The sequence below is a fragment of the Pseudomonas sp. Irchel s3h14 genome, from assembly GCF_900187425.1.
GTDB lineage: Bacteria > Pseudomonadota > Gammaproteobacteria > Pseudomonadales > Pseudomonadaceae > Aquipseudomonas.
Map to the genome: position 1 here is coordinate 171,199 of NZ_FYDJ01000001.1, position 22,664 is coordinate 193,862.

General features: G+C 58.7%; 17 protein-coding genes. 10 read left to right on the forward strand and 7 right to left on the reverse strand.

Annotation, left to right across the window (positions count from 1 at the left end):
* Positions 1–27: 27 nt before the first annotated feature.
* Positions 28–999 (forward strand): GTP-binding protein, encoded by a 972-nt coding sequence (locus CKW16_RS00850; protein ID WP_095126843.1) that lies wholly within the window; start codon positions 28–30, stop codon positions 997–999.
* Between the two features lies 1 nt (position 1,000).
* Here CKW16_RS00850 and CKW16_RS00855 read toward each other — a convergent pair whose 3' ends face one another.
* Complete coding sequence (locus CKW16_RS00855) at positions 1,001–1,414, reverse strand: DUF3301 domain-containing protein (protein WP_095126844.1); 414 nt, start codon at positions 1,412–1,414, stop codon at positions 1,001–1,003.
* A 120-nt stretch (positions 1,415–1,534) separates the two neighbouring features.
* Here CKW16_RS00855 and pdxY point away from each other — a divergent pair, with 120 nt between their 5' ends.
* Positions 1,535–2,407: a pyridoxal kinase PdxY gene (pdxY, locus tag CKW16_RS00860; protein ID WP_095126845.1), complete on the forward strand. Its 873-nt coding sequence runs from the start codon at positions 1,535–1,537 to the stop codon at positions 2,405–2,407.
* A gap of 177 nt (positions 2,408–2,584) precedes the next feature.
* On the opposite strand, the gene CKW16_RS00865 is transcribed toward pdxY, so the two are convergent.
* Positions 2,585–3,067, reverse strand: coding sequence for an acyl-CoA thioesterase (locus CKW16_RS00865; protein WP_095126846.1), 483 nt, complete (start codon positions 3,065–3,067; stop codon positions 2,585–2,587).
* 205 nt (positions 3,068–3,272) lie between these two features.
* Here CKW16_RS00865 and CKW16_RS00870 point away from each other — a divergent pair, with 205 nt between their 5' ends.
* A complete protein-coding gene (locus tag CKW16_RS00870) occupies positions 3,273–5,036 on the forward strand; it encodes a cation:proton antiporter (RefSeq protein ID WP_095126847.1) in 1,764 nt (587 codons plus the stop codon).
* A 151-nt stretch (positions 5,037–5,187) separates the two neighbouring features.
* On the opposite strand, the gene CKW16_RS00875 is transcribed toward CKW16_RS00870, so the two are convergent.
* The 3 genes from CKW16_RS00875 to uvrD all read right to left on the reverse strand — a co-directional run bounded on the left by CKW16_RS00875 (position 5,188) and on the right by uvrD (position 9,084).
* A complete protein-coding gene (locus CKW16_RS00875; RefSeq protein WP_008156656.1) occupies positions 5,188–5,595 on the reverse strand; it encodes an SMI1/KNR4 family protein in 408 nt (135 codons plus the stop codon).
* 136 nt (positions 5,596–5,731) lie between these two features.
* Positions 5,732–6,607, reverse strand: a complete 876-nt coding sequence (locus CKW16_RS00880) for a Tim44 domain-containing protein (protein WP_095126848.1) — start codon at positions 6,605–6,607, stop codon at positions 5,732–5,734.
* Positions 6,608–6,900: 293 nt separating this feature from the next.
* Positions 6,901–9,084 carry a DNA helicase II gene (uvrD, locus tag CKW16_RS00885; RefSeq protein ID WP_046044969.1) on the reverse strand — a complete coding sequence of 728 codons (2,184 nt, stop codon included), beginning with the start codon at positions 9,082–9,084 and terminating at the stop codon, positions 6,901–6,903.
* Between the two features lie 258 nt (positions 9,085–9,342).
* Here uvrD and CKW16_RS00890 point away from each other — a divergent pair, with 258 nt between their 5' ends.
* The 3 genes from CKW16_RS00890 (at position 9,343) to CKW16_RS00900 (ending at position 13,699) form a co-directional block, all read left to right on the forward strand.
* Positions 9,343–12,216, forward strand: coding sequence for an EAL domain-containing protein (locus CKW16_RS00890; RefSeq protein WP_095126849.1), 2,874 nt, complete (start codon positions 9,343–9,345; stop codon positions 12,214–12,216).
* A 135-nt stretch (positions 12,217–12,351) separates the two neighbouring features.
* Positions 12,352–13,218 (forward strand): transcriptional regulator HexR, encoded by an 867-nt coding sequence (gene hexR, locus CKW16_RS00895; RefSeq protein WP_008156648.1) that lies wholly within the window; start codon positions 12,352–12,354, stop codon positions 13,216–13,218.
* A 271-nt stretch (positions 13,219–13,489) separates the two neighbouring features.
* Positions 13,490–13,699 carry a PA3496 family putative envelope integrity protein gene (locus CKW16_RS00900; protein WP_095126850.1) on the forward strand — a complete coding sequence of 70 codons (210 nt, stop codon included), beginning with the start codon at positions 13,490–13,492 and terminating at the stop codon, positions 13,697–13,699.
* Here CKW16_RS00900 and CKW16_RS00905 read toward each other — a convergent pair.
* Positions 13,641–14,603, reverse strand: coding sequence for a LysR family transcriptional regulator (locus tag CKW16_RS00905; RefSeq protein ID WP_046044972.1), 963 nt, complete (start codon positions 14,601–14,603; stop codon positions 13,641–13,643). The genes CKW16_RS00900 and CKW16_RS00905 overlap by 59 nt on opposite strands.
* 190 nt (positions 14,604–14,793) lie before the next feature.
* On the opposite strand from CKW16_RS00905, the gene CKW16_RS00910 reads away from it, so the two are divergent.
* Both CKW16_RS00910 and oadA read left to right on the forward strand, forming a co-directional pair.
* Positions 14,794–16,209, forward strand: a complete 1,416-nt coding sequence (locus CKW16_RS00910) for an acetyl-CoA carboxylase biotin carboxylase subunit (protein ID WP_008156643.1) — start codon at positions 14,794–14,796, stop codon at positions 16,207–16,209.
* Positions 16,210–16,220: 11 nt separating this feature from the next.
* Complete coding sequence (gene oadA / locus CKW16_RS00915) at positions 16,221–18,029, forward strand: sodium-extruding oxaloacetate decarboxylase subunit alpha (RefSeq protein ID WP_095126851.1); 1,809 nt, start codon at positions 16,221–16,223, stop codon at positions 18,027–18,029.
* A 78-nt stretch (positions 18,030–18,107) separates the two neighbouring features.
* On the opposite strand, the gene CKW16_RS00920 is transcribed toward oadA, so the two are convergent.
* Positions 18,108–20,351 (reverse strand): autotransporter domain-containing protein, encoded by a 2,244-nt coding sequence (locus CKW16_RS00920; RefSeq protein WP_095126852.1) that lies wholly within the window; start codon positions 20,349–20,351, stop codon positions 18,108–18,110.
* Between the two features lie 426 nt (positions 20,352–20,777).
* Between CKW16_RS00920 and CKW16_RS00925 the strand changes: the two genes are divergently transcribed.
* Both CKW16_RS00925 and CKW16_RS00930 read left to right on the forward strand, forming a co-directional pair.
* Positions 20,778–22,130: a HipA domain-containing protein gene (locus CKW16_RS00925; RefSeq protein WP_095126853.1), complete on the forward strand. Its 1,353-nt coding sequence runs from the start codon at positions 20,778–20,780 to the stop codon at positions 22,128–22,130.
* A complete protein-coding gene (locus CKW16_RS00930) occupies positions 22,127–22,405 on the forward strand; it encodes a helix-turn-helix domain-containing protein (RefSeq protein ID WP_095126854.1) in 279 nt (92 codons plus the stop codon). Before CKW16_RS00925 ends, CKW16_RS00930 begins: the two co-directional genes overlap by 4 nt.
* Positions 22,406–22,664 lie beyond the last annotated feature (259 nt).

The following is a 22,664-nucleotide window of genomic DNA, read 5'->3' on the forward strand; positions in this document are numbered from 1 at the left end:
CTTTACCTCCTCAGAAAACCATCGACCATGTTGCAGAATATTCCCACGCACGTCATTGCTGGCCCCTTGGGTGCCGGCAAGACCAGCCTGATCAAGCACCTGCTGGCGCAGCGGCCGGCAAATGAGCGTTGGGCGGTGCTGATCAACGAGTTCGGCCAGATCGGCCTCGACGCTGCGTTGCTGACCCGAGACGCCGATGGTATCGCACTGGGTGAAGTGGCCGGGGGCTGTTTGTGTTGCGTGAATGGTGCGCCGTTTCAGATCGGCCTCGGGCGTTTGCTGCGCAAGGCGCGGCCGGATCGGCTGTTTATTGAACCCTCCGGGCTGGGGCATCCGGCGCAATTGCTCAGGCAGTTGAGTGAGGCGCCGTGGCAAGGCGTGCTGGCTGTTCAACCCTGCGTGCTGGTGCTGGATGCCCAGGCACTTGCTGCCGGCAAACCGCTGCCGGTGGCGCAACAGGAAGCGCTCAAGAGCGCCGGGTTGTTGCTGATGAATAAAGCCGAAAATATCGACGATACTGATCGCCAGCGAATCGCCGCACAGTTGCCGGCGCGTCCGTTGTATTGGACGCAGCAAGCCGCGTTGCCATTGAGTGAGTTACCAGGGCTTGGGGTTCAGGCTGTAGCGGGTGTGGATAACTTCGTTGCGCCCAAAGGATTGGCGCAGTTGCCGGCCATCTGGACCGATCCTGCGCTGCCAATTTGCTTGAGCCAGGAGCAGGAGGGCGGCTGGAGCGTTGGGTGGCGCTGGCATCCGAGTCAGGCTTTCGATGCGACGCTCGTTGGTCGTTGGCTTGAAAGCCTTGCCTGGCGGCGGGCGAAGCTGGTTATCCACAGCGTCGACGGGTGGGTTTCGGCGAATGCGCTGGAAAATTCGGCGCTGGGCTGGCAGCCCAGCGAATGGCGGCGTGATTCGCGCATCGAGCTGATTTTCAGTGAGCCGCAGGATGTTGATTCATTGCAAAGAGAGCTAGCCGACTGCCGGTCGAGCGCGACTTGAATCAAGGACGCCATTTGGTGTGTTCTTGCCGCCACTGGCTCATCTCGATGACCTCAGCGCGCGGTTTCACTACATCGGCCACCGCAGGTGTGTCGTCGAACGGCATCGGGTAGGGCGCCAGCTCAATCTGCGCACTGTGGGCGCCGAACTGGGTGATGGTGCCGTTGTGACGGCTTTCACCGGTTACGGTGAATTCGAAGTTATACACACGGGCGAGGCGCCGCCGGCCGTTGGCGTCTTTAATGAACGCTATCTTCTTCAAGGCCACGTTGCCGTCCAGCAGCTCGATTCCGAGCTTTGCGCAATGCAGCTTGACCCGCTCCAGCGCGCGCTCGCGCAAGCCATGGTTGTGCCATACCCACGCGCCACCGGTGGCAAGCAGCATCAGGACGAAGATATTTCCAAGGGTCAGCATCAACACGTTGCTCCAACAAGATAGTGTCAGCTTAACTGCGTCGCCGGTCTGTCGTACAGGCTGCGTTTAGTCGCATACTGCGCGGCTTGAATTTCAATCGTTTGACGGAAAACTCACCGCATGAAACGTACGCCCCATCTGCTCGCCATCCAGTCCCACGTGGTGTTCGGCCACGCTGGCAACAGCGCCGCGGTTTTCCCGATGCAGCGGGTCGGGGTGAATGTCTGGCCGCTCAATACGGTGCAGTTCTCCAACCACACCCAGTACGGCCAGTGGGCCGGTGAAGTGCTGGCGCCGCATCAGATTCCCGACCTGGTCGAAGGCATCGCGGCGATTGGCGAGCTGGGCAACTGCGACGCCGTATTGTCCGGCTATCTCGGCAGTGCTGCCCAGGGCCGGGCGATCCTGACAGGTGTGGCGCGGATCAAGTCGATGAATCCCAAGGCTCTGTATCTGTGTGACCCGGTGATGGGCCATCCGGAGAAGGGTTGCAGCGTCCCTGCGGAAGTCAGCGATTTCCTGCTGGAGGAGGCGGCTGCCGTGGCGGACTTCATGTGCCCCAACCAGCTGGAGCTGGACAGCTTTTCGGGGCGCAAGCCGCAATCGTTGTTCGATTGCCTGGCCATGGCGCGAGCGCTGCTGGCGCGTGGTCCGAAGGCTGTGCTGGTCAAGCATCTGGACTATCCCGGTAAACAGGGGGATGTTTTCGAGATGTTGCTGGTGACGGCCGAAGACAGCTGGCATTTGCGCCGTCCGCTGCTGGCGTTCCCGCGTCAGCCGGTGGGCGTCGGCGACCTGACCTCCGGCCTGTTTCTGGCTCGCGTGCTGTTGGGCGATAGCCTGGTGGCGGCTTTTGAATTCGCTGCGTCGGCGGTGCATGAAGTGCTGCTGGAAACCCAGGCTTGCTCCAGCTATGAGCTGGAACTGGTACGGGCTCAGGACCGGATCGCCCACCCGCGGGTGCGGTTCGAGGCGACGGCGATCAGTCTCTGAGTTCCGCGTTGAACCCATTCGCGAGCAAGTCGGATCGCCGCACCGCCGCTCCCACACGGGATCTCCTGTGAACACAAAATTTGTGTACGACGGAGGCCAAATGTGGGAGCGGCGGTGCGGCGATCCGACTTGCTCGCGAAGACTATCTAACGAACGACATCAAGCTCACTGAACAGCTCAGGCGTCGCCCTTGATGTCCTGATAGCGCTTTTCCAGTTCCTGACGAATCTGCCGACGTTGCTGGGCCTGCATGAAGCGGCGTTTGTCTTCGCTGTTCTGCGGTTGCAGTGGCGGGACAACAGCCGGTTTGCGGTCGTCATCTACCGCGACCATGGTGAAGAAGCAGCTGTTGGTGTGGCGCACCGAGCGCTCGCGGATGTTTTCGGTCACCACCTTGATGCCCACCTCCATGGAAGTGTTGCCGGTGAAATTGACCGAGGCCAGAAAGGTCACCAGTTCGCCGACATGAATCGGCTCGCGGAAAATCACCTGGTCCACCGACAGGGTCACCACGTAGCGGCCGGCATAACGGCTGGCGCAGGCGTAGGCCACTTCGTCGAGGTATTTGAGCAAGGTACCGCCGTGGACATTGCCAGAGAAGTTGGCCATGTCGGGGGTCATCAATACCGTCATCGACAGTTGTGCGTTTCCGGGTTCCATAGCGTTCTCACGGTTCAAGGCAGAATTTCGGGAGGGCGGCACCTCTGCGGGGGCCTCGTCAGCTTTTTCAAACCAACAGTTATCGGGACGCCGGGCGGGTGGCTGCCGTCACGCCCGGATCGATCTGTTTCCATATATTGCACCGCCTTTGCAGCGGAAGTCGTGGTGTTAACCTCCAAAAGTCCCCCTTAAGGAGCCCCACACCATGCATGCCATCAGCTTCATTCAAGATCTGGCAGTGATCATGTTGATCGCGGGTGTGGTGACCGTGCTGTTTCATCGCTTCAAACAACCGGTGGTGCTCGGCTACATCGTCGCCGGCTTCATCATCGGCCCGCACACCCCGCCGTTCAGCCTGATCCACGATGAAGAAACCATCAAAACCCTTGCCGAACTCGGGGTGATTTTCCTGATGTTCTGCCTGGGCCTGGAGTTCAGCCTGCTCAAGCTGTTCAAGGTCGGCGCCACGGCGTTCATTGCGGCGTTCCTGGAAATCGTGCTGATGATCTGGATCGGCTACGAGATCGGTCGCTGGTTCGATTGGAATACCATGGACTCGCTGTTCCTCGGCGCGATCCTGGCGATTTCGTCCACCACCATCATCGTCAAGGCGCTCAACGATCTGAAGATGAAGAACGAGCGCTTTGCACAGCTGATTTTCGGCGTGCTGATCGTTGAAGACATTCTTGGCATCGGCATCATCGCCTTGCTGTCGAGCATCGCGGTCAGCGGTACGGTCAGTTCCGGCGAAGTGTTTTCCACGGTCGGCAAGCTCTCGCTGTTCATGATCGTCGCACTGGTCATCGGTATCCTGCTGGTGCCGCGATTGCTGGCCTACGTGGCGAAGTTCGAAAGCAATGAAATGCTGCTGATCACCGTATTGGGGCTGTGTTTCGGCTTCTGTTTGCTGGTGGTCAAACTTGAGTACAGCATGGTGCTCGGCGCCTTCCTGATTGGCGCGATCATGGCTGAATCCCGGCAATTGCTGAAAATCGAGCGCTTGATCGAACCGGTTCGCGATCTGTTCAGTGCGATCTTCTTTGTCGCCATTGGGCTGATGCTCGATCCGATGATCCTGCTGCAATACGCGTGGCCGATTGCGGTGATCACCGTGGCCGTGGTGCTGGGCAAGATGTTTTCTTGCGGTCTTGGCGCGTTTATCGCTGGCAATGATGGACGCACCTCACTTCGCGTCGGGATGGGGCTTTCGCAGATTGGCGAATTTTCTTTCATCATCGCGGCGCTGGGCATGACGTTGCAGGTCACCAGCAACTTCCTTTACCCGGTCGCTGTTGCCGTCTCGGTGATCACCACGTTGCTGACGCCTTACCTGATCCGCGCGGCTGATCCGCTATCGATCAAGCTTGCAGCGGTGGTGCCGAAGCGACTGGGCAGGGTATTGGGGATGTACGGCGAATGGCTGCGCAGCATCCAGCCTCAGGGCGAGGGCGCGCTGTTGGCGTCGATGATTCGGCGGATTCTGTTGCAGGTGGGAGTCAATCTGGCATTGGTGATTGCGATCTTCTTCTCGGGCGCTTATTTCGCCGAGCGCATGTCCACTTACCTGCAAGACTGGATCAGTGACCCGAGCTGGCAGAAAGCGTTGATCTGGGGTGGGGCGTTGCTGTTGTCGCTACCGTTCCTGATCGCCGCCTATCGCAAGCTCAAGGCGCTCTCGATGCTGTTGGCGGAGATGGGCGTGAAGCCGGAGATGGCCGGCCGCCACACGCAGCGAGTGCGTCGGGTGATCGCCGAAGTGATCCCGATCCTCTCGCTGCTGGTGATTTTTCTGCTGCTGGCAGCCTTGTCGGCCAGTATTCTGCCGACCAACAAGTTGCTGGTGCTGATCGTCGTCGTTGCGGCCGCTGTAGCGGCGCTGCTCTGGCGCTGGTTCATCCGCGTGCATACGCGGATGCAGGTGGCGTTGCTCGAAACATTGGACAACCACAAGGATTCCTCAAGCCACTGAGACCTCTGTAGCAGCTGCCGAAGGCTGCGTTCGACTGCGTAGCAGTCGCAAAATCGGGCAATGAGATTTCCAGATAAACCGAGTCTTCAGGGTTTACGACTGCTACGCAGTCGAACGCAGGCTACGCCAGCTGCTACAAAGTCGTGCTTGCTCAGCTTTCCAGCCAGACGTCCCGCGCCCAGTGCCACACCGATTCCCAGGTTTCTTCGGCGATCAGTTCTTCTTCTGCCAACCACAGCACCACGGTGCCGTCTTCTTCGACCAGGTAGTAGTTGTCACCGTCCTGGCAGATCGGAATCATGCTGCGATCAACACCCGCATCCCAGGCGTTGGCGGCAACGTCCGGCAGGTAGGTGTGGGATTGCGGGTCGGTAACGGTTACCGGCTCCAGGCTGCCGTAGACGACGTCGCTGACGGTCAGCAAAAATTCTCTGAAGACAAACGGAATGTCGATGAACAGCTGTTCTTCGATTTCCACCAGTTGATCTTCGTCGGGCAACTCCAAGGGGACCGGTACCGGTTCGTTGGCTTCACGCAGTTGTTCGATGATTTCTTCCACGTCCGGGATCCTCTTGCTTGATGGCGCGGTTTAGTTGGGGCGGTTTATACAGTAGCTCGCTATAGATGCAACCGCGAAATAGAAAAACCCCGGCAAGGCCGGGGTTTTCATTACAGCATGCTTAACGCAGTGGGGATCAGCCGTTCTGGCGGATACCGGCGACCAGCCAAGGCTGGTTCTCGCCCTGCGGACGTTCCATGTTCCAGCTTTCGCTGAACACTTCGCCCTGGTCGAAACGCGAGCTCTTCGACACACCGGTGAAGGTCAGGGTGGCGATGGTCTTGTCGGCACGGTCATCCACGCCGTCCAGTTGAACATTGAGGTTATCAATGTAGGTGGACTGGAAATCGTCGCCCAGATCGGCACGTTCGCGCTTGAGGAACTCCAGCAGTTGCGGGGTCACGAACTCGGCGATCTTGTCCATTTCGTTGGCGTCCCAGTGTTGCTGCAGGGACTGGAAGTGGTTGCGGGCCGCTTCAATGAAGTTCTTCTCATTGAACCAGGCCGGAGCGTTGATCACCGGACGAGCGGCAACCGGTGCTGCCGAGCCGCCGAAGATCGAACCCATGGCCGCTGGCTTCTGCTCGAACACTTCACGCTGCATCGGTGCGCCAGCTGGAGCCATGTGCTCCTGCTGCTTGCGACGACGAGCGGCGATGAAACGGAAGACCAGGAAGGCGATGACGGCCATGATCAGGATGTCGAGGATCTGCATGCCCTGGAAGCCGTCGCCCATGAACATGGAGGCCAGCAGGCCACCGGCCGCGATACCGGCCAGAGGGCCAAGCCAGCGCGAAGCACCGCCGGCCTTGGCAGCGGCGCCAGCAGCACCGGCCGCGCCCGCAGTGGCGGCAGCGCCGCCTGCAGCAGAAGAAGGAGCCATTTGGCTGGTCTGGTGAGTCGGCGCAGCGCCGGAGCTCTTGCCACCACCAAAGCGCTTGGCGGCATTGGCGTCGAGGCTCATCGTCAGGCCAATGCACAACGCCATGGCGATGCTAAGAAAACGTTTCATAAAGGGAATTCCCATTTGTGGAAGGCACGCGCGCCATGTTGCACAGCTGAAGTGTTACTGGCTAGCGGCAGAGTGTTTCGGGCTTTTGCCTGACAGGTTGCGTTCAGCTTCAATCAGCGCAATAAGGCCTGTTAACTTTGGTCCGTAGGACGAGTGGATAAGTTCTGTAGGAGTCAGGGCATCAACCTGTGGGAGCGGGCTTGCTCGCGAAGAACGATGACGCGGTGCCTCTGATACACCGCGGTGCTGCCTTCGCGAGCAAGCCCGCTCCCACAAAAAGCTCTCGGTTGTCTTTATACCGCTTCCAGCTTCGCGTAACCCAACATCAGCCATTTGCTGCCTTCGCTGAAGTTCACCTGCACCCGAGCCTGAGCCCCGGCACCTTCGAAGTTCAGGATCACACCGTCGCCAAACACCGAATGCCGTACGGCCTGGCCGAGGCTGAACCCGGTGTCCGGGATCTCGCTACCGCCAAACAGGCTGCTGGAGCTCTGCTGCTGGCCGCCACCGAATGGACGGCTGACGCTGTTGGACAGCCGCACTTCCTGGATCAGGCCTTTCGGCACTTCACGTACGAAACGCGAGACCTTGTTGTAGGTCTCGCTGCCGTACAGGCGTCGGGTTTCAGCATAGGTCATCACCAGGTTCTGCATCGCCCGGGTGATACCGACGTAGGCCAAACGGCGCTCCTCTTCAAGACGACCCGGTTCTTCAAGGCTCATCTTGTGCGGGAACAGACCTTCTTCCATGCCCACCAGGAACACATAAGGGAATTCCAGACCCTTGGCGCTGTGCAAGGTCATCAACTGAATGCTGTCTTCGTGCTCGTCAGCCTGAGTGTCCCCGGCTTCCAGCGACGCGTGACCGAGGAACGCCGCCAGTGGCGTCAGGTCTTCGTCTTCTTCAGCGTTTTCGAAGTTGCGCGCGGCGCTGACCAGTTCCTCAAGGTTTTCTACCCGGGCCTGGCCTTTCTCGCCTTTTTCCGCTTCGTGATAGGCGATCAGCCCGGACTGCTCGATGACGGTCTGGGTCATCAGATGCAGCGGCATCTCCATGCACTTGGCGGCGAGGTTCTCGATCAGCTCAATAAATGCACCCAGCGCGCCGGCCGCGCGACCGGTCAGGCCTTTATTGGCGACCAGCAGGCGCATGGCTTCCCACATCGACACATCGCTGTGACGGGCGTGGTCGCGGATCGCTTCAACGGTTTTCTCACCGATACCACGGGCCGGAACGTTGATCACCCGCTCCAGCGCTGCATCGTTGCCGCGACCTTCCAGCAAACGCAGGTAGGCCATGGCGTTTTTGATTTCTGCCCGTTCGAAGAAGCGCTGACCGCCATAGATGCGGTACGGAATGCGCTCACGCAGCAAGGCTTCTTCCAAAACGCGCGATTGGGCGTTGGAGCGGTACAAAATCGCGATATCGCTGCGGGCCAAGCCGGTTTTCAGCGCGCTTTCGATGGTTTCCACCACGTAGCGTGCTTCATCGTGTTCGTTGAACGCGGCGTACAGATTGATCGCTTCGCCTTCGCCGCCGTCGGTCCACAGCTCTTTGCCCATGCGTCCGGTGTTATTGGCGATCAGGGCGTTGGCCGCTTTGAGGATGCCGGCGGTGGAGCGGTAGTTTTGCTCCAGACGAATGGTTTCGGCATCTGGAAAATCGTCGGAATACTGATAGATGTTTTCGATTTTCGCGCCGCGCCAGCCATAGATCGACTGATCGTCGTCGCCGACCACCATCAGGCTGTCGCCGCCCTTGGCCAGCAGACGCAACCAGGCGTACTGCACGGCGTTGGTGTCCTGAAATTCGTCTACCAGGATGTGGCGGAAGCGTTTCTGATAATGAGCCAGCAAGCCCGGATGATCGCGCCACAAGTCGAGGGCGCGCAGCAGCAATTCGGAGAAGTCGATCACGCCAGCGCGCAGGCACGCAGCCTCATAGGCTTCATAAATGCTGCGCATGGTTGCCAGAAACAGATCGCCGCTGGCTTGAATGTGTTGCGGACGCAGACCTTCGTCTTTCTGCCCGTTGATGAACCACTGGGCCTGACGGGCCGGCCAGCGTTGCTCGTCCAGGCCCAGCTCGCGGATCACCCGCTTGACCAGCCGTTGCTGGTCGTCGCTGTCGAGAATCTGGAAAGTCTGGCTCAGGCCGGCTTCCTGCCAGTGCGCCCGCAGCAAGCGGTGCGCCAGGCCGTGGAAGGTGCCGACCCACATGCCGGCCGGGTTGATACCCATCAGCTGCTCGATGCGATGACGCATCTCGGCAGCGGCCTTATTGGTGAAGGTCACCGACAGGATGGAGTGGGGCGAGGCGTTTTCGACCTGGATCAACCAGGCGATACGGTGCACCAGCACTCGGGTTTTACCGGAACCAGCACCGGCCAGGACCAACTGACGACCCACGCGGGCAGCTACGGCCTGGCGTTGGGCATCGTTGAGGGAGTTCAGCAGAAGGGAGAGATCATCGCGCATCGGGGCATTCTAGGGTGCGCCGTCACACCGGGCAAACCGAGCTTTGCATTAGCCGATGAAAGAAGCACGGATGACGACCGGTCGGTCACTGGCTGCAGGCGTTGGCGGGGCTCGCCTCAAGGCTTTTCAGCGGGTATGGGGGGCTGCAGTTTTTGTCGATTTTATGATCTGGAGCAGTTTGGTCCGGGCATTTGCTTGTGTATGCTCCGTCGACGTTTCGGGCTCATGCTCACCATTATAAGAACAAGAACATTGCCTATGACCCTCAGCACCGACCTGTCGGGCCCCGTTGTGGAGCCTCGGGTTATCCGCAAACAGTACGCCATGGAAATGGCGGTCGAACGCACGCGTCTGCTTTATCAGGGCTCATTGCTGCCCACATTATTCATGTTGATCAATGGTCTGGTCTGCGCTGGCTTGCTTTGGAGTCCGCAGCGTTACTTCCTGGTCAGCGTCTGGCTGGTGTGGCTGTTGTCACTGGTGGCGTTGCGGGTGATTCAAGTCGCAGCCTTCGATTCGGCGATACCCAACCGTCAGGCCCATCCGATCTGGCGCCGCATGTTTTTGCTGGGTTCGGCCATGACCGGCCTGACCCTGGCCGGCGCCGGCATTGCGCTGGTACCCGCCGATAACTTCATTCAACAAGCCTGGGTGTTCGGCCTGATCGGCGCCGCAGCGCTTTCGGCCAGCGTTGCCTACGCGGTCAGCCTTCCGGCGTTCCTGTCCTTTACCTTGCCCTGTCTGTTGCCGGCCATCGGCTATCTGTTCTGGGGCGGCGATGAACAAAGTCAGGGCTGGGGCTGGTTTGGTCTGATTTTACTGGGTGCGTTGAGTGTGGTCGCCTGGCAGGTCAATCGGCTCATCGATAGCGGACTGTTGCGGCGCTTCCAGAATCAGGCCCTGATCGAGCACTTGCAGCAGGCTCAAAGCTGCAGCGATCAGCTCAATCAAAAGCTGGCCAAGGAAATCGACCAGCGCCGTCGTGCCGAAGACGAGCTACGTCAAATTCAGATCGAGCTGGAAAGCCGTGTTGCCCAGCGCAGCCTGGAGCTGGACGCTGCCAATCAGGCTCTGAGCAAGAGTGAAGCGCGTCTCGCTCTGGCGTTGAAGGCCAGTGAGCTCGGGTTGTGGGACTGGAACCTGCAAACCGACGAAGTCCATCACACCCATCTTCAGGAACTGTTCGGCCTGGAGCCGGAATTCGTGACGGCGATGCTTCGCCACCTCAAGCCGCGCCTGCACCCTGATGACTTGCCGTCGCTCAAGCGTGCGCTGGTCGAGCATCTGAAGGGCCGCAGCGAGGATTACCAGATTGAGTACCGCGTGCGCCACGGCGATGGCCATTGGGTCTGGATCGAGGACCGAGGTCGAGCGGTTGAGCGCGGCGAAAATGGCCGGGTGATCCGCATGGTCGGCACCCGTCGCGACATCAGCGACAGCAAAGCTCTGGAAGAGCAACGGCAACTGGCCGCGACGGTGTTCGAAGCCGCCAGCGAAGGCATCGTGATTTTCGATCCGAATTACGCGCTGATCGCGGTCAACCAGGCCTTCAGCCGAGTCACTGGCTATGACATTGAAGACATGATCGGACGCAACGTGGTCGAGTTGCCGTGCAGCCGGGATGCCCGTCGACACTACGGGGCGATTCATCAAGCGCTGGAGCAGCACGGCAGTTGGCAGGGCGAGCTGGTAGAAACCCGCAAGAATGGCGAGTTGTATCCGCAATGGTTGCAACTGAACGCTGTGCGTGATGCTCGGGGAAATGTGAGCCATATCGTGGGCTTCTTCGCCGATCTATCGGCCCGGCGCGAATCTGAAGAGCGCATGCGTTACCTGGCGCATTACGACGAATTAACGGGCTTGGCCAACCGTTCTCTGTTCCGCGAACGGCTAAGCGAAGCTCATCAGCGGGTGCGCCAGGGCGGCTACCGCAGTCTGGCGTTGCTGCACATCAATCTGGATCGCTTCAAGCTGCTCAATGACAGCCTTGGCCATGAAATCGCCGACCAGCTCTTGCAGAAAATGGCTCGGCGGCTGGTCAATGCGTTGCCTGAAGCGGACACCATCGCTCGCTTGTCCGGCGATGAGTTTGCCGTGTTGTTCAATGCCTACGGCAACCTGTCGAGCCTGGCGCGGGTGGCGACCCGACTGTCGACCAAGCTGCGTTTGCCGATCACTGTCGAGGGCCATGAACTGGTGGTTAGCGCGTCCATGGGCATCAGTATGTTGCCGGACAACGCGCGAGAAATTTCCGCGCTGGTCCATCAGTCAAATATGGCCATGCAGCACGCCAAGCACTTGGGCGGAAATAACTTTCAGTTCTACACCGACAGCCTGCAAGCCAGCACGCTGGAGCGCTTGCAGCTGGAAAATCAGCTGCGTAAGGCCATCGATGAGAAGCAGCTGAAGGTGTTTTACCAACCGAAGCTGTGCCTCGCCACGGGCCGGCTGAATGCCGCCGAGGCGCTGGTGCGCTGGGATCACCCGACCATGGGTCGTGTGCCGCCGGGGGACTTCATCGGTCTGGCCGAGGAAACCGGGTTGATCGGCCCAATCGGCGAGTTTGTGTTGCGTCAGGCCTGCTGGCAAGCCTGTGAGTGGCAGCGTCAGGGGCTTGAACCGATACGGGTGTCGGTCAATCTGTCGGTGCATCAATTGCGTCAGGGCAAACTGGTCAGCCTGGTGCGTCAGGTGCTGGAAGAAACCGGTCTGGCGCCGCACTACCTGGAGCTGGAACTCACCGAAAGTCAGTTGCTGGACAGCGTCGAGCACATCATCGCGACCTTCCAGCAATTGCGCGATCTGGGCGTGAAACTGGCGATTGACGATTTTGGCACGGGTTATTCGTCCTTGAGCTACCTCAAGCGCATCCCCGTGGATTACGTGAAGATCGATCAGGCGTTTATCCGCGGTCTGGGGGAGGGCAGCGAGGATGCGGCGATCACCCGGGCAATCATTGCCATGGCGCACGGCCTGTCGCTCAAAGTGGTGGCCGAGGGTGTGGAGCGGGCAGAGCAGTTGGCGTTTTTGAAAGCCGAGCACTGCGATGAAGTGCAGGGTTATTTGATTAGTCGTCCGGTCGAGGCCGATGGCCTGGCGGCGCAGTTGCGTGCGGACGCGAAACCCTTGTAAGGGCTACATGGAGCGTATGTGGCGTGAAATGGGGACATCGAGTTACGCATTGAGCAGGCAAAAAGCCGATTCATGTAGTATAACTACAAGCGTGCTACATCCCCGGCACCTGCCAATAACAAAGAGTCCAGCCCTTTGAATCTGCTGCAACACATCGCCCAGTCACGCCACCTCTTACGCAAGTCGGAGCTCAAGGTCGCCGACCACGTGCTGCTTGATCCTGCGGCGGTGATGCACAGCTCCATGGCCGACCTGGCCCACAACGTGGGCATCAGCGAACCGACCATCGTGCGGTTCTGCCGCGCCATCGGTTGTTCCGGTTTCCAGGACTTGAAGCTGAAGCTGGCACAGAGCCTGGCTGCTGGCGCGAGCTTCGGGCAATTCGCGATTCATGAAGACGACTCGGTCGCTGACTACAGCCTGAAAATCTTCGACACCACCCTGCACACGCTGATGGAGGTTCGCGAGAAGCTTGATCCGGTGGAGTTGCAGCGTGCTGTGTCGCTCATGTCTCAGGCTCAGCGGGTCGAGTTCTATGGCTTTGGTGCTTCGGGCGCAGTGGCGGCCGATGCCCAGCACAAGTTCTTCCGTTTGTTGCTGACGGCGGCGGCGTATTCCGACCCGCACATGCAGGCGATGTCGGCGGTCACGTTGAAACCGACCGACGTGGCGATCTGTATTTCCCAGTCCGGGCGTTCCAAAGATTTGTTGATCACCGCCAATCTGGTGCGCGAGAGCGGCGCTTCGCTGATTACCTTGTGCCCGAGCCAGACACCGTTGGCCGAACTGTCGACCGTCAACCTGGCGATCGATGTGCACGAAGACACCGAGATCTATACGCCGCTGACCTCGCGCATCGCCCACCTGGTGGTGATCGACGTGTTGGCGATGGGCGTGGCCATGGCGCGCGGGCCGAGCCTGGTCAATCACCTCAAGAGCGTCAAGCGCAGCCTGCGCAGCTTGCGGCTGTCGCCTAAATCGGTAAAAGCGCTGGACGATTGATTCGTCGTTTGGCATGAAATGGTCGGAAGGTCGTTCCGACCTTATTCGCGAGCAAGCCCGCTCCCACATTGATCGGTTGTGTTGCACAAAAAGTGTATACATCGCAGATCCCATGTGGGAGCGGGCTTGGTCCGGGCGGCGTTCCGACGAAGGCGGCCGCAAAAACACTACTTTCAATGGCAATGTTCACATCCCTGTAACCCGCCCGCCGCCAAACCGTCATCCCTCGCGCCTATCTTGAAACTCCCGTAATCGCCTTGGGAGACTCGAAATGGCCCAGCCCTACGAAGAACGCAACAGCGCCACCAGAACCCGTCGTCAGCAGGAAGACCAGCGCCGCATGGAATTTCGCCGTGCTATCGAGGATCGCTGCGAACGTCGCCAACTGTTGGCCGAGATCGGTGATTTCCCTGATCTGGAGCTCAACTACTGGCAGGCGGCACCGGCAACTTCCCGTCGAAACGCTCAACCAGCACGCTGATCTGCACCCGCTCGCTGCGAATAAACGCAAGGAACGCGTGCGCCACCGGTGACAGTCGTTTCGCCTTGGCTTGCACCAGGCACCAGCTGCGGTACAGCGGCAGCTCTTCGACCGGCAACTCGATCAATCCGCCGGTCGCCAACTCAAGGTTCAGGGCGTGACGCGTCAACAGCGCCACGCCCAGACCCGCCAGCACACATTCACGCTGGGCTTCGGCTGATGAGACTTCCTGGGTCTGGTTGAAGTGCACGCGCTTCTCTTTGAAATATTCTTCGCAAGCCAGCCGCGTCCCGGAGCCGGATTCGCGCATCAGCAGTGTGTAGGGTTCAAGATCCTGCAAACGCAGCGGGCCCATGTGGCACAGCGGATGATCCGGTGGCGCCACGGCAACGATCGGGTTGTTGAGGAATGGCAAGAACTCCAGCCCCATGTCCTGCGGCACCATGGACATGATCACCAGGTCGTCGCGGTTGTCCGACAGTCGTCGAATTACCTGCCCGCGATTGACCACCGTCAGTTGCAGGTTCACTTCCGGATGCTGGCGCTTGAACGCGGCAAACAGGTGTGGCACGAAATACTTGGCGCTGGATTCCACCGCCAGTTTCAGCTGTCCTTGCAGCGATCCCTGCATGTCTGAAAGCTGCATGTCGAGGTTTTCCAGGCGTCCGAAAATGTCCCGGCTGGCGCGTTGAAGGGCTTCGGCCGCCTCGGTCATGTAGAGCTTTTTGCCGACGTAATCGAACAAAGGCTGCCCAATCAGCTCTTCAAGTTGACGAATCTGCAGGCTCACGGCAGGTTGTGTGAGAGACATTTCATCGGCTGCGCGGCTGTAGGACCGTAAATCACAGACCTCATTGAAGATCTGTAATTGACGCAATGTCATACGCATCAAGGACTTACGCATTTTATAGACGCTCTCACCGCGGGCTGATGCGCCAACTATAAGTCTTTACTTATGACTGACCCAATAATTAATCATTTTTGTTAATCCCTTGTGGGGGCTAGTGTGGGGCTGCGACTGAATCGAAACATTTGGTCACGCGTCGACCTGGTCTAGCAGGTCGTGGGTACCACCGGCTCAAGGGAACCTCCAAGTGATAAAAAAGATCCTGATCGCCAACCGTGGTGAGATTGCCGTACGAATCGTGCGTGCCTGCGCCGAGATGGGCATTCGCTCGGTCGCGATCTATTCCGACGCCGACCGCCATGCGTTGCATGTGAAACGCGCGGACGAGGCCCACAGCATTGGTGCCGAGCCACTGGCCGGTTACCTGAATGCGCGCAAGCTGGTGAATCTGGCGGTAGAAACCGGTTGCGATGCGCTGCACCCCGGCTACGGTTTCCTCTCGGAAAACGCTGAACTGGCAGATATCTGCGCAGAGCGCGGCATCAAGTTCATTGGTCCATCGGCTGAAGTGATTCGCCGCATGGGCGACAAGACCGAAGCCCGTCGCAGCATGATCAAGGCTGGCGTACCGGTTACCCCGGGGACCGAAGGCAACGTCGCGGATATCGCGGAAGCCTTGATCGAAGGCGACCGCATCGGTTATCCGGTGATGCTCAAGGCGACTTCCGGTGGTGGTGGCCGTGGTATCCGTCGCTGCGACAGCCGGGAAGAACTTGAACAAGCATTCCCGCGGGTGATTTCCGAAGCCACCAAGGCCTTCGGTTCCGCGGAAGTGTTCCTGGAAAAATGCATCGTCAATCCAAAACACATCGAAGCGCAGATCCTCGGCGACAGCTTTGGCAACGTGGTGCACCTGTTCGAGCGTGACTGTTCGATCCAGCGCCGTAACCAGAAGCTCATCGAGATCGCCCCGAGCCCGCAACTGACCCCGGAACAGCGCGCCTACATCGGCGACCTGTCGGTGCGCGCAGCCAAAGCCGTGGGTTACGAGAACGCCGGCACCGTGGAGTTCCTGCTCGCCGAGGGCGAGGTGTACTTCATGGAGATGAACACCCGGGTGCAGGTGGAACACACCATCACCGAAGAAATCACCGGCATCGACATCGTTCGCGAGCAGATTCGCATCGCGTCAGGCCTCCCGCTTTCGGTGAAACAGGAAGACATCCAGCACCGCGGTTTCGCGCTGCAATTCCGGATCAACGCCGAAGACCCGAAAAACAACTTCCTGCCGAGCTTTGGCAAGATCACCCGTTACTACGCGCCCGGCGGCCCCGGCGTGCGCACCGACACGGCGATCTACACCGGCTACACCATTCCGCCGTTCTACGACTCCATGTGCCTGAAACTGGTGGTCTGGGCGCTGACGTGGGAAGAGGCGATGGACCGTGGCTTGCGTGCCCTCGACGACATGCGTCTGCAAGGGGTCAAGACCACCGCCGCGTACTACCAGGAAATCCTGCGTAACCCGGAATTCCGTAGCGGTCAGTTCAATACCAGCTTCGTTGAAAGCCACCCTGAACTGACCAACTACTCGATCAAGCGCAAACCCGAAGAGCTGGCCCTGGCCATCGCCGCCGCCATCGCCGCCCACGCAGGCCTGTGAGGAATAGAACAATGAGCAAACAAATCTACGTTACCGACACAATCCTGCGCGACGCCCACCAATCGCTGCTCGCCACCCGCATGCGCACCGAAGACATGCTGCCGATCTGCGACAAGCTCGACAAAGTCGGCTACTGGTCGCTGGAATGCTGGGGCGGCGCGACCTTCGACGCCTGCGTACGCTTTCTGAAAGAAGACCCGTGGGAGCGTCTGCGCCAGCTGCGCGCGGCGCTGCCTAACACTCGCCTGCAAATGCTTCTGCGTGGCCAGAACCTGCTGGGTTACCGCCACTACAGCGACGACGTGGTCAAAGCCTTCGTCGCCAAGGCCGCGGTCAATGGCATCGATGTGTTCCGCATCTTCGACGCCATGAACGACGTGCGTAACCTGCGAGTCGCCATCGAAGCGGTGAAAGCCGCCGGCAAACACGCTCAAGGCACCATCGCCTACACCACCAGCCCGGTGCACACCATCGAGGCGTTCGTGGCGCAAGCCAAGCAAATGGAAGCCATGGGTTGCGACTCGGTGGCGATCAAGGACATGGCCGGCCTGCTGACTCCGTACGCCACCGGCGAACTGGTCAAGGCATTGAAATCCGAGCAATCGCTGCCAGTGTTCATTCACTCCCACGACACGGCTGGTCTGGCCGCGATGTGCCAAATGAAGGCCATCGAAAACGGTGCCGACCACATCGATACCGCGATCTCCAGCTTCGCCTGGGGCACCAGCCACCCGGGCACCGAGTCGATGGTTGCCGCCCTTAAAGGCAGCGAGTTCGACACCGGCCTGAACCTGGAACTGCTGCAAGAGATCGGTCTGTACTTCTACGCCGTGCGCAAGAAGTACCACCAGTTCGAAAGCGAGTTCACCGCCGTCGACACCCGCGTTCAAGTCAACCAGGTACCGGGCGGGATGATTTCCAACCTGGCCAACCAGTTGAAAGAGCAGGGCGCCCTGAACCGCATGAGCGAAGTGCTGGCCGAAATCCCGCGCGTTCGTGAAGACCTCGGCTTCCCGCCGCTGGTGACCCCGACCTCGCAGATCGTCGGCACCCAGGCGTTCTTCAACGTGCTGGCCGGCGAGCGCTACAAGACCATCACCAACGAAGTGAAGCTCTACCTGCAGGGCGGCTACGGCAAGGCGCCGGGCACCGTGAACGAAAAACTGCGTCGCCAGGCGATCGGCAGCGAAGAAGTGATCGACGTGCGTCCGGCCGACCTGCTCAAGCCAGAGATGACCAAACTGCGTGCCGAAATCGGTAACGTGGCCAAGTCTGAAGAAGACGTGCTGACCTACGCCATGTTCCCGGACATCGGTCGCAAGTTCCTCGAAGAACGCGCTGCCGGCACCTTGACGCCTGAGGTGCTGCTGCCGATTCCTGAAGCTGGCGGCGTGACCTCGGCCGGTGGCGAAGGCGTACCGACCGAGTTCGTCATCGACGTCCACGGCGAAACCTACCGCGTCGACATCACCGGTGTCGGCGTCAAGGCTGAAGGCAAGCGTCACTTCTACCTGTCTATCGACGGCATGCCGGAAGAAGTGGTGTTCGAACCGCTCAACGAATTCGTCAGCGGCGGCAGCAGCAAGCGCAAGCAAGCCACTGCACCGGGCCACGTCAGCACCACCATGCCGGGCAACATCGTCGACGTGCTGGTCAAGGAAGGCGACACCGTGAAAGCCGGCCAGGCCGTGCTGATCACCGAAGCGATGAAGATGGAAACCGAAGTCCAATCGGCCATCGCCGGCAAAGTCACCGCCATCCACGTGGCCAAGGGCGATCGGGTGAACCCGGGCGAAATCCTGATCGAGATCGAAGGCTGAGTTAACAGCCTCGATACACCGTTTTAAACCTCGGGGGGGCATGTGCTCCCCTTTTTTTTCGCCCCGGGTTTGTGGCTGTTAGAAACTCATTCGCCACTGACCCGTCACGCCGTGGTTTCGGCTGTCGGTGCCGATCTCACCAGTGAGGCCGACGCCCAGGGTGTGTTTTGCTGACAATCCAAGGTCCAGCCCTGCATCGACCAGCAGGCTGTCACGATCCAGCGGCGCGCCGGAAACGGTGAAGTTTTTTCCGCCCGTCACCAATCGTTGGCGGGTATCGCTGTAGACGTCCCCGTAAGTGTGTTTCCAGCCGGCACTGAACCGCGGCGTCAGTTGCATGCCGTTATCCAGCGTGTTGAGCTTCGCCAGCCGCAGGCCGAATGTGCTGTTCAAATTGTTCTGCGTTTGACCGTGTACCTTCAGTGCCGCTGCGCCACCTTTTTCTGTGTAAGTGTCGCGCTGATAGCGTTGGTAGCCCAGGCTGGCAAACGGTTCGATGCTGACGTTCGCCCGGCCCAGGTTGTAACCCAATTCCGCAAAGGCCTGCTGGGTGTTGGCATCGTAACGGCCTTCGGGGCGGTCGCTGAAACCTTTGAAGGCAACCCGGCGTTTAGTGCTGCCGTCGTGGCTGCTATAGGTCGCGCCCAGGCGCAGGGACATTGGTCCGTTTTGACGCAGGGCATAAGCTCCCACATGCCAGCTGTCGAGATCGCCGTCGAGTCCGCGGCTGTCCAGGCGCGTTTCGGACTTGCCGCTCATTACCCCGATGCGCCATTCCTCATCGATGCCCCAATCAGCTCCCAGTACCAGGCCTTGGGTTGTGTGTTTCAGAGCGTCGTAATCGCGATCCAGCGTCCCACCGTGACCCAATGCTTGAAGCCAGACTCGGCCATTGTCCTCGCTACCCGCGGCCAGGCGTGGTGCATTGCGCTTGATGGAATTGCTGTAGCTACTGGCGCTGTCCAGCTGACGCATGGCCGAGAGCATGGTCGCACTGATTGGGCTGTCACTGTTCAGGGTCGCTTTCGCGAGGTTGGCGTTATTGCCGCCAGCCAGCTGTTCGATGGCAACAGATGCCGTTTGTTTGTCAGCGCTGAGCAGGGCCGCGACAGCAGCGTTTGTGGGGCTGGATGCCTTTGGCACTGTGGCGACGGAATGGGTAGCTGGGGGTGGAGTTGCAGCTGTGACGGGCTGGTCGGTAGTAGTTGTCGGTGTGGAGACCGGAACGGATGTGTCGGTAATTGCAGGTGGATTCGGAGCTTCAGCGACGGAGGGTGCTTGAGGTATGTCCGTTGACTCTTCAATGCTTTGGGCGACTTCCTTCCCGTTATCCGTGATTGCGACAGCATCCAACGGCACATCGTTACGGACGAGGATCAGGTCGACACTCTTGTCTTGGTAGTCGAGATTGGGCGTTAAAAAGGCAAGGTTGTTGAGGACTTTCCCAAATTCCCCTTCGACTTTATTGGCAATTAGGATGTTTTTTTCGCTGATTAGCGGGTATTCACCCGGTGCTGCAACGATGTTCAGTGTGGCGCCGCCAAGGCTGGCGGTGCCATCGACTATTATCGTTTCACTTTTGCGGTCGGCATTGACCTCGTAAGTTAGCTCGGCAGTTTTGGAGAGATTCAAGTCACCTTTAACTTTCGGTGCGCCGTGCAAACCGTCGACAGAAAGCTTTCCGTTTACCTTCAGGGAACCCGTTAAACCGTTGCCCGCGAAAGCACCTTTTTCATGGATAACGACGTCGCCTTCGATAGTTCCCGGGTTGTTCAGGGTGCCTCCTGATTGCACGGTCGCTCCGCCGCCAATCTTTCCGTGGTTGACAAGCGTTCCTTGGGTCAACGCCCCACCCTGGATATGTCCATTATTTATTAGCGTTGCTTTTGGACGTATCAGGACACCGGTATTGAAATCACCGGGACCATTCATGGTCCAAGTACTTCGTTTGAGCTCCAGGCCTTCAAAACGACGACTCTCGCCTAACGTGCCACCGCTCGCGGTATCGAGCTGCAGGAAGTTGACACCGTCACCACCGTCAATCAATCCGGAAAGGACTCCGCGGCCAGACACAAGGACCAGATCATCTCCATCGCCGAATGTCCGATCAATACCATCCGTTGCTTTGCTGATGGTTGTCTTGTCGGTGGCGGGATCATTTATAAATGCGTCCAGCGCCGCTATGAGCTGCTCCGGCGTTGCTCCCGAAGGAATGGTGTCATCGATGGATACTTGCTGGGCAAGCGAAATTTCAGCGCAACCCAGCGCAAGCGCAATGGCCAGCGCCAAGTGTTTTGGTCGGTATTTATGTTGAACGGACATCGAATTCGGCCTCTGTTGATAAGAGGCCAAACTCTAAGAGGGAGGCTATAGGTGCCGATGTCAGCTGCTTCCGGCGAGCTTGCGGGGGTTCTCAGAAGGTTGTGTAGAAAATTGCCAGCCTCCTGAGGAAGGTTGTTTTTACCCGTTCGGGCTGACGCTTTTTCTTACAACAAATCGAGACATGGTCGGCTATCGCAAACTCGGAAACTCATCTGCCACTGACTGGGCAACCCAGACTCCGTCTGTTGCTGCCGATACTAGTATTGGTTCGAATCTGCATTGTTTTGCGTATTTTCTACGTAAGGTTGAATTAATCTGCATTTTATTGCGTATGGAGACGATGCTTGGTGATGATAAATGCACTATATTGCAGTTATGGTGCGGGCTAGCTTCTGAGAGATGCATTTAAATGCAGGTGATGACGATATGTACGACCTGACTTTACAGATCTTTACCTCCGGGAATTGGCACGACGCCATGGTCTTAAGCTTCGACAGCCCTGAAAAAGGTTTCGAAAGTCGATGCAACTTTGGCTACGAAACCCCCTATCTCGTCGAAAACATTGAGGGTATTGGAACACCCTTTGCCAAAGCCGTAAGTGCTAGGTTTCCTTTGGACTGGGAGGGTAAGCGATCCAACGTGCCAGCATTTCTGCATGACATCGCACCTGCCGGTGCCGCCAAGAAATTTCTGCTGACACACATAGGTCGTGACAAGCCTGCTGACGTCAGTGCCGACCTTTATTTACTGGCCAGAAGCACTCCGGCACCGATTGGCAATATGCGCATAAAGGAATCCGCCGAGGCAGTAGATCAGCGCAAGCCTATAGGGTTTAAACGCCAGGACGTCATTAGTCGGGATAACCGGTTTCTCGAATATGCCTATGAGCAGGGCGCTGCAATTGGGGGAGCAACGGGGGCAGGTGGCGAGGCGCCAAAACTCTTGTTAGCTCAGGGTAAGGGCACAGATCTATACCCCGATGCAGTATTGGACGATGCAGACGTTACCCAGCACTGGTTCGTGAAGTTCTCTCGCAATAAAGGAACCCGGAACGATCAGGACATTCTCAGAAGCGAGTACCACTACTACAAGGCACTACAAAAACTAGGCATCGAAACGGTGGCAGAACAGGGCTTGGCCTTGGAGGAGGGGACCAAACCTAGCTTGTGGATGCAGCGTTTTGATCGGCAAGTGACCCCTCAGGGTGTCGAGCGTTTTGCCGTGGAGTCGATCTACTCTCTGGCGCAAATCACCACGCCCGGTAGCCCGATGGACCACATGGAAGTTATCCGGCTGCTTGCGGGGCTATGGCGTGATGCGGGGCAGGCGGACCAAATCCCGAATCTCGTTGCTGACTATCTGCGTCGGGATCTGCTCAATAAAATCCTCGGCAACTCAGATAACCACGGGCGCAATACCGCAATCATCCGCGATACGGCCTCGTTTCGCCTGGCACCGATCTATGACTTGGCGCCAATGGTGATGGACGACGAAGGCGTCACAAGAACCACCAAGTGGCCGAAAGAGTTGGAGAGGGCTGGGGATGTAAATTGGCGTGGTGTGTGCCAGGCATTGGCCGACATCGCTGATCCGAATGATCCGCTGGCAGCGCTAATTGATTTGCCGGGTTCTTTTGAACGCCTGCGTGAGGATGCCAAACACTTGTTGGCACTCCCGGACATTCTGACTGACAACGGATTGCCCGACGCCACAATGAATCACCCGCGAATTGCATTGAAAAATCTGGAGCAGCGTTTGAAAGAGTGGGACCTGAAATGAGCATGACGGTTGCCGAGCGCACATTGCTCATAGAAAGCATTCAAGAGGCGCTGGCCCAAGGCACTCTTGAGATTGGTGAGGCAGTCCGTCGCTTGCGGGTGGAAGTCACAGGCCTGCACCAGACCCAGTTTGCAAAGATGTGCAAAGTCTCGGTGCGCACGCTGGTGCATATCGAACATGGAGAAGGCAATCAGACGCTGAAATCGTTGAATTCGGTGTTCCGACCGTTTGGATTGAAGATGGGCGTAGTTCGGATTCGGCGCGATTTCAGCTGAAACTGCACGGACCAATGTGGGAGCGAGCTTGCTCGCGATGGCGACACAGCAGTCAACCAAGTATTGAATTCGTCACTTCATTCGGTGCTTGGTGTAGGACCGCTCTGAGATAAGGAGACCGGGTTTTACATCGAATGAGGGCTCGCCTATAGTTCGCCCGTCGCCGACGAATCGGTGATCGATCTTAGCCGGTCGAACAAAGAGTGCACGGGCGCCCCCTGAAAGGAGGCGCTTTTTGCTGCCTATGTTTTTATGCCTA